The organism is Luedemannella flava (assembly GCF_039528515.1).
In the GTDB taxonomy this organism is placed as follows: Bacteria; Actinomycetota; Actinomycetes; order Mycobacteriales; family Micromonosporaceae; genus Luedemannella; species Luedemannella flava.
The window spans coordinates 1-6,990 of record NZ_BAAALT010000102.1 but is presented as its reverse complement, the minus strand read 5'-3'; the positions used below and the strand labels follow the sequence as shown (position 1 = coordinate 6,990).

General features: G+C 73.7%; 8 protein-coding genes. 3 read left to right on the top strand and 5 right to left on the bottom strand.

All coding sequences use genetic code 11. The annotated features are described in order from the left end of the window. Positions 1 to 619 (bottom strand): biotin/lipoyl-containing protein (locus tag ABD211_RS17980; protein WP_344132833.1); only part of this gene is annotated, 619 nt, incomplete at its 3' end. Positions 620 to 688: 69 nt separating this feature from the next. Further along, the gene (lpdA, locus tag ABD211_RS17975; RefSeq protein ID WP_344132830.1) at positions 689 to 2,068 is read right to left on the bottom strand and encodes a dihydrolipoyl dehydrogenase; all 1,380 of its coding nucleotides are present in this window, start codon (positions 2,066 to 2,068) and stop codon (positions 689 to 691) included. 230 nt (positions 2,069 to 2,298) lie between these two features. Between lpdA and ABD211_RS17970 the strand changes: the two genes are divergently transcribed. Next, complete coding sequence (locus tag ABD211_RS17970) at positions 2,299 to 2,622, top strand: hypothetical protein (protein ID WP_344132827.1); 324 nt, start codon at positions 2,299 to 2,301, stop codon at positions 2,620 to 2,622. Positions 2,623 to 2,666: 44 nt separating this feature from the next. On the opposite strand, the gene ABD211_RS17965 is transcribed toward ABD211_RS17970, so the two are convergent. Further along, on the bottom strand, positions 2,667 to 4,235 hold the full coding sequence (locus tag ABD211_RS17965; protein WP_344132824.1) for a leucyl aminopeptidase: 1,569 nt from the start codon (positions 4,233 to 4,235) through the stop codon (positions 2,667 to 2,669). 197 nt (positions 4,236 to 4,432) lie between these two features. Between ABD211_RS17965 and gcvT the strand changes: the two genes are divergently transcribed. Together gcvT and ABD211_RS17955 are read left to right on the top strand one after the other, a co-directional pair. Beyond that, a complete protein-coding gene (gcvT, locus tag ABD211_RS17960; protein WP_344132822.1) occupies positions 4,433 to 5,554 on the top strand; it encodes a glycine cleavage system aminomethyltransferase GcvT in 1,122 nt (373 codons plus the stop codon). Between the two features lie 7 nt (positions 5,555 to 5,561). Then, a complete protein-coding gene (locus ABD211_RS17955) occupies positions 5,562 to 5,909 on the top strand; it encodes an MmcQ/YjbR family DNA-binding protein (protein WP_344132819.1) in 348 nt (115 codons plus the stop codon). Here ABD211_RS17955 and ABD211_RS17950 read toward each other — a convergent pair. Beyond that, the gene (locus ABD211_RS17950) at positions 5,891 to 6,574 is read right to left on the bottom strand and encodes a CDP-glycerol glycerophosphotransferase family protein (RefSeq protein WP_344132816.1); all 684 of its coding nucleotides are present in this window, start codon (positions 6,572 to 6,574) and stop codon (positions 5,891 to 5,893) included. The genes ABD211_RS17955 and ABD211_RS17950 overlap by 19 nt on opposite strands. A 23-nt stretch (positions 6,575 to 6,597) precedes the next feature. Further along, positions 6,598 to 6,984: a CDP-glycerol glycerophosphotransferase family protein gene (locus tag ABD211_RS17945; RefSeq protein ID WP_425560449.1), complete on the bottom strand. Its 387-nt coding sequence runs from the start codon at positions 6,982 to 6,984 to the stop codon at positions 6,598 to 6,600. Positions 6,985 to 6,990 lie beyond the last annotated feature (6 nt).

The following is a 6,990-nucleotide window of genomic DNA, read 5'->3' as shown; positions in this document are numbered from 1 at the left end:
TGCCGACCTCGGCCGTCTCGTCCTCGCCGACCACGATCCCCAGCACCGTGCCCGCGACCGGGGACGGGATCTCCGTGTCGACCTTGTCGGTGGAGACCTCCAGCAGCGGCTCGTCGGCCTCGACGGTCTCGCCGACCTGCTTGAGCCAGCGGGTGATGGTGCCCTCGGTGACGCTCTCGCCGAGCGCGGGCAGGGTGACCGGGGTGGCGTCGCCGCCCGCCGCCGGGGCGGCGGCCTGCGGAGCCTCAGCCCTGGGCGGCTCAGCCTTGGGCGCCTCGGCGGCGGGAGCCTGCTGGGCGGGCGCCTCCTGGGCGGGGGCCTCCTCCTGCGCCGGGGCGGCGGGCTGGGCCGGGGCGGGGGCGGACGCGCCGGCGTCCTCGCCCTCGCCGGCGATGACGGCGAGCTCGCTGCCGACCTCGGCCGTCTCGTCCTCGCCGACCACGATCCGCGTCAGCACGCCGGCGGCCGGCGAGGGGATCTCGGTGTCGACCTTGTCGGTAGACACCTCAAGCAGGGGCTCGTCGACCTCGACGCGGTCGCCCTCCTGCTTGAGCCAGCGGGTAACGGTGCCCTCGGTGACGCTCTCGCCCAACCGGGGCATGGTGACCGATACCGGCATCTGAAGTTGCCTCCTTGGGTGCAAGGTCTATGTAACTCGCGGACCGTCGCGTAGATGGCCCGAACGCGTTCAGTGGACGTGCAGCGGCTTTCCGGCCAGGGCCAGGTGTGCTTCGCCCATGGCCTCGGTCTGCGTGGGGTGGGCGTGGATCAACTGCGCGACCTCCGCCGGGAAGGCTTCCCAGTTGTAGATCAACTGAGCCTCGCCGACCAGCTCGCTGACCCGGGCGCCGAGGATATGGACGCCGACGACCGGGCCGTCGGCGGCGCGGACGAGCTTGACGAAGCCCGTCGTCCTCAGGATCGCGCTCTTGCCGTTGCCGGTCAGGTCGTACGTGACAGTCTCGATCTTGTCACCGTACTTCTCCCGGGCCTTGGCCTCCGTGAGACCCACCGAGGCGATCTCGGGTTCGCAGTACGTCACGCGGGGGATGCCCAGCTCGTCGATGACCGGCGGGTTGAGCCCGGCGATCTCCTCGGCGACGAAGATGCCCTGCTGGAAGCCGCGGTGGGCCAACTGCAGGCCGGGCACGATGTCGCCGACGGCGTAGACGTGGGGCACGTTCGTGCGCAGGCGCTCGTCGGTGAGCACGAAGCCGCGCTCCATGGCGATGCCCTGCTCCTCGTAGCCCAGGCCGGCGGTGGTCGGGCCGCGCCCGACGGCCACGAGCAGCAGCTCGGCCTCGATCGTCTCGCCACCCGCGATGACGACGCGGACGCCGCCCTCGGTGCGCTCGACCTTCTCGAAGGGCTTGCCCACCTTGAAGCCGATGCCGCGCTTGCGGAACTGCCGTTCCAGGCCCTTGGAGACCGCCTCGTCCTCGGCGGCGACGAGGCGGGGCAGCGCCTCGACGATGGTCACATCCGCGCCGAACGAGCGCCACACGGAGGCGAACTCCACGCCGATGACGCCGCCACCCAGCACGACGGCGGAGGTCGGCACGCGGTCGAGGAAGAGCGCCTGGTCGGAGGTGATCACCCGCTCGCCGTCGACGTCGAGGCCGGGCAGGCTGCGCGCGTACGACCCGGTGGCGAGGATGAGGTCGCGGCCGGTGTAGCGGGCGCCCTCCACCTCGACGGTCGTGGGGCCGACCAGGCGGCCGGCGCCGTTCACCACGGTGATCCTGCGGCTCTTGATGAGGCCCTGCAGGCCCTTGAACATCTTCGAGATCACGCCGTCCTTGTAGGCGTTGACCCCGGCCATGTCGATGCCGACGAAGTCGGCCTTCACCCCGAACTGCGCGGCCTCCCGCGCGGAGTCCGCGACCTCGGCGGCGTGCAGCAGCGCCTTGGTGGGGATGCAGCCGCGGTGCAGGCAGGTGCCGCCCAGCTTGTCCTTCTCGATGAGTGCCACGGACCGGCCCAGCAGCGCGGCGCGCAGCGCGGCCGCGTAGCCGCCGCTGCCACCGCCCAGCACCACAACGTCGAACTCGGCGTTCGGCTCGCTCACGTCATCTCCAGTTGGGGCGTCGATAGGCGCATACCTTGGGTCATCTTGTCACTTGTGGATCCGGTGGGCGACGCGAGGTGCCGAAAGACACGTTCCGGCCGTCATGGCAGCTCAACCGACCGGAAACGGTGGGTCCACACGGCGGGCGGCGGTTGAGTACCCTTGGGCCCAGCCCCGACCCGCCACGCGGGGCGCACGACCCCGGATGGTCACTCCCAGGAGGTTCCCAGGTGGCCTGGTTCCGACGCCGACCGGCGCCCGGGTTGCGCCACGATCGCGAGGCCGAAAAGGCCGATTTCGCCCACCTTGAGCATTTTGTCCAAACCAGGCGCGGGGTGGAGGCCTTCCTGGAACCCCGCACCACGGTGACGGAGACCACCGTCATCCTGATCGCCCACGACGGGGAGTGGACTCGACGGCGCGTGCCCGACCACAACGCCGCCCGGGTCTTCGGCAACCGCCTGGGCATCCCGGTCTACGACATCGCGCTGGTCGGCTACCCCCAACGCATGCGCGACTTCAACGAACGCCGCAAGCGGGCGGCCGGCAACTGACGAGGTCGCGGCGGGAAGCCGGTGACTTCCCGCCGCGGTCACGCTCAGCCGTTGGCGGCGATGTCGTCCAGCAGCGCCAGCAGCAGTCGGACGGGCACGGCCGTGCCGCCCTTGGTCCAGTACCCCGTGGCCTCGCCGCTGTGGTACGACGGGCCGGCGATGTCGATATGCGCCCACGGCAGGCCGTCGGCGACGAACTCGCGCAGGAACACCCCGCCCTGCAGCATGTGGCCGGCCCGGTCCATGCCGGCGTTGATCTGGGAGATGTCGGCGACGTCGGAGTCCATGCCCTTGCGCACGTCGTCCGGCAGCGGCATGGGCCACGCCGGCTCGCCGACCCGGTCGCCGGCCGCGGCCACCCGCGCGATGAACGTCTCGTCGCCCATCACGCCGGAGATCTTCTTGCCCAGCGAGATGACCTGGCCGCCGGTCAGGGTCGACGTCTCCACCAGGTAGTCCGGGTCGTCCTCGGCGGCGCGCACGATCGCGTCGGCGAGGATCATCCGGCCCTCGGCGTCGGGGTTGAGCACCTCGACCCGCTTGCCGCCGTACATGGTGACGACGTCGCCGGGCCGGTAGGCCGTACCGGAGATCATGTTTTCCGCCATGGGCAGGTACGCCGTTACGGCGATCTTCGGCTTGAGCGCGGCGATCGCGATCATCGTGGACGCCACGGCGGCGGCGCCGGCCATGTCGGACTTCATCTCCCACATGCCCTGCGCCGGCTTGATCGCGTAGCCGCCGGTGTCGAAGGTGATGCCCTTGCCGACGAGCGCGACGTGCGTTGTGGCGCCCTTGGGGGCGTAGCGCAGGATCACCATGCGCGGCGGGGCGGCCGAGCCCATGCCCACGGCGAGCACGCCGCCGAAGCCGCCCTTCTTCAGCGCCTTCTCGTCGAGCACCTCGACCTCGAGGCCGGCCGTGGTCGCGGCGGCCGACACGGCGGCGGCGAAGTCCGGCGGACGCAGCTCGTTGGGGGCCGTGTTGACCCAGTCGCGGGTGCGCGCCACCGCGGCCGTCACCACGGTGGCCCGCTTGATCTCGGCCTTGGCGTGCTTGTCCCCGGCGTCCGGCACGAGCAGCGCGACCGACTTCACCGGGTCGCGGCGGCTCGACTGCGGCTTGGTCTTGTAGCCCACGAACCGGTAGCCACCGAGCAGGGCGCCCTCCGCGACCGCCCGCAGGGTGAGGTCGTCGCCGTCGGCGCCGTCCGGGACCGGCAGCGCCAGGGCCACCTTGGCGTTGCCGGACAGGGAGCGCACGGCGGTGGCCACCGCGCGGCGCAGCGTCTCGGCCGGCACGCCCGACTCGTCCGGGACCGGCCCGAGACCCACGGCCGCGATGACCGGGGAGCTGATCGTGCCGAGCGTCGCGAGCTTGGTGACCTCCCCGGCACCGCCGGACGCGCCGAGCAGCGCCAGCGTGGCGGCGAGCTTGCCGTCGAACGCCGCGGCCACGCTCTCCGCCCCGGGGGCGAGCAGCGGGCCGGACAGGTCGCCGTCCCCGGACGCGCTGTGCAGGCCGACGACGATCGCGTCGACGGCCAGCTCGGCCGGGTCGGTGTCGACCAGGCTGAGAGTGGTGGTCAGGGACGGAAGGCTGGTAGCGGCCACGTCGCGGCTCCGGACTGGTACGTGTGGGCGGGGCGGACGCACCAGATGCTAGCCGCACCCGTGACCCGGGGTGATTCCCCCGGCGAAACTGCCGGCGTCGGCCTCGCGTTGTAGGTTGCGAGCATGAGCGAGCGCAGCGAGCGAATCATCAGCTCAGTTGACACATGCCGGCACCGGGGCGCAGCGGCGGCGACGGCATGAGTGAGGAACTGCGTAGGTCGCCCCTGCATGAGCGGCATGTCGCCCTGGGTGCGAAGTTTGCCGCCTTCGGCGGCTGGGAGATGCCCCTGGAGTACGCGGGCGGCGGTGTCCTGCGCGAACACGCCGCCGTGCGGGAGGGCGTCGGCGTGTTCGACGTGTCACACCTCGGCAAGGCCCGCGTGAGCGGCCCGGGCGCGGCCGACTTCGTCAACGCCTGCCTCACCAACGACCTGGGCCGCATCGCCCCCGGCCAGGCGCAGTACACGCTGTGCTGCGCCGCCGACGGCGGCGTGGTGGACGACCTGATCGCCTACCTGCACGCCGACGACCACGTCCTGCTGGTCCCGAACGCGGCGAACACCGCCGAGGTCGTGCGCCGGCTCGCGGCGGCGGCCCCGCCCGGTGTCACCGTGACCGACGAGCACGAGGCCCACGCCGTGCTGGCGGTGCAGGGCCCGCGCTCGGCGGAGGTGCTCGCCGGCCTCGGCCTGCCCACGGGGCACGACTACATGAGCTTCGCCGTCGCCCCGCTCGACGGCGCGGGCGCGTCCGGCGCCACCGGCGTGGTCTGCCGTACGGGGTACACCGGCGAGCACGGCTACGAGCTGGTGGTGCGTGCCGGGGACGCCCCGGCGGTCTGGGACGCGCTGCTCAAGGCCGGCGGGGCGGCCGACGCGCGGCCGTGCGGGCTCGCGGCCCGCGACACGCTGCGCACCGAGATGGGCTACCCGCTGCACGGCCAGGACCTGTCGGCGGAGATCACGCCCGTGCAGGCCCGCTGCGGCTGGGCCGTCGGCTGGTCAAAGCCGGCGTTCTGGGGCCGGGAGGCGTTGGCCGCGGAGAAGGCGGCCGGCCCGCGCCGCCAGCTGTGGGGCCTGCGCTCCACCGACCGGGGCATCCCGCGCCCGCACATGGCCGTGCACCTGCCCGGTGGGGCCCGGGCGGGCGAGGTGACCAGCGGGACGTTCTCGCCCACGCTGCGGGTGGGCATCGGGCTGGCCCTGCTCGACACGGCCGCCGGCCTGGCCGAGGGCGACCCGGTCGAGGTCGACGTGCGCGGCCGGCGCTCCACCATGACGGTGGTGAAGCCGCCGTTCGTCACCCCGTCGGTGCGGTGAGGCGGTCATGGCCGTCACGCTGGCGAAGGTGCGCGCGATGTGCCTCGCCCTGCCCGAGGTCACCGAGGAGCTGACCTGGGGGACCGACGCGACCTGGCGGGTCCGCGGCAAGATCTTCGTGGTGGGCGGTGACGGGTCGCCGGCCGTCTCGGTCAAGACCTCCCGCGAGGAGCAGGAGGAGCTGCTCGCCACGGACCCGGAGACGTTCACCTCCGCCCCGTACGTGGGGCGGTTCGGCTGGACGAGCGTGAAGCTCGCCGGCGTCGACGCGAACGACCTGCGTGAGCTGATCATCGAGGCGTGGCGGCGCACCGCACCGAAGAAGCTCGTGCAGGCCTACGACGCCGGCGTCTGACCGGCGCCGAGCTCCGGCGCCAGGAACAGGCGGCTGACCAGGCGCTCGGCGGCCCGGCCGTCCTCGTTCGGGCAGCACCAGCGGCGCAGCCTCGCCCGCGCCGCGGCCGCCTCCGGGCCGTCCAGCAGCCCGCCCCGCCAGACGGCGAGCAGCTCGGCCGCGTCGCGCACGACCACCCCGGGCGGGTCGGCGAGCAGGTCGACCGCGACGCCGGTGGTGCGCCGGAAGCTCTCCCAGTCGGGGGCGTGCAGCACGATCGGCCGGTCCAGCAGCACGTAGTCGCAGACCACCGCCGAGTAGTCGGTGATGAGCAGGTCGGCGGCGAGCAGCAGCGGCTCCAGCACGAGGTGGCGGCTCACGTCGCGCACCCGGGGGTGGCGGGCGGTGCTGCCGGGGGCGTACGTGTCGCCGTGCCGCTGCAGCACGACGACGTGCGGGCCCAGCTCGTCGGCCAGCCATTCGGCGTCGAGCAGGAGCCCGCGCCGCCCCTGCGGGGGGTACTCCCGGCCGGTCGGGGAGTAGAGGACGGTCACCTGTCCCGGCTCGACGCCGTAGAGCCGCCGCGCCCTGACGACCGCGTCCGGGCCGGCGCGGACCAGCCCGTCCAGGCGCGGTTGGCCGATCTCCCAGATGTCGTGCCGTCCCGGGTACGCCCGCCGCCACACCTCCGTCGCGTGGGGGGAGGCGCTCAGGGCNGGGCGCCCGCCGCGGCGACGCCCGCCGCCTCGGCGGCGTTGGTGGCCCGGTCGAGCCCGGCGCCGTGCAGCGGCACCCCGTGGTGCAACTGGACCCGCACCGTCCCCGTCCGGCGGCCGGTCACCCGGGCCGGGACGCCCAGCGGGGTATCGCTGAGCAGCCAGCGCGCCCGGGCCATCGCCCGGTGCCAGGCGAACCCGCCGATGACGACGGTCGGCACGCCGTGCGGCACGGCCGCCCGGGCGTCGCGGCGTACCGCCACGACGCCGCGTACGTGCGGCGCGAGCCGGGTCGCCGCCCGGTGCACGGCCGCGGGGTGGGACAGGTAGCCCCGGCCGCCGAGCGCGGTGAACACGGCGAGCCGGCGGTCCTGCGGCAGCCGCAG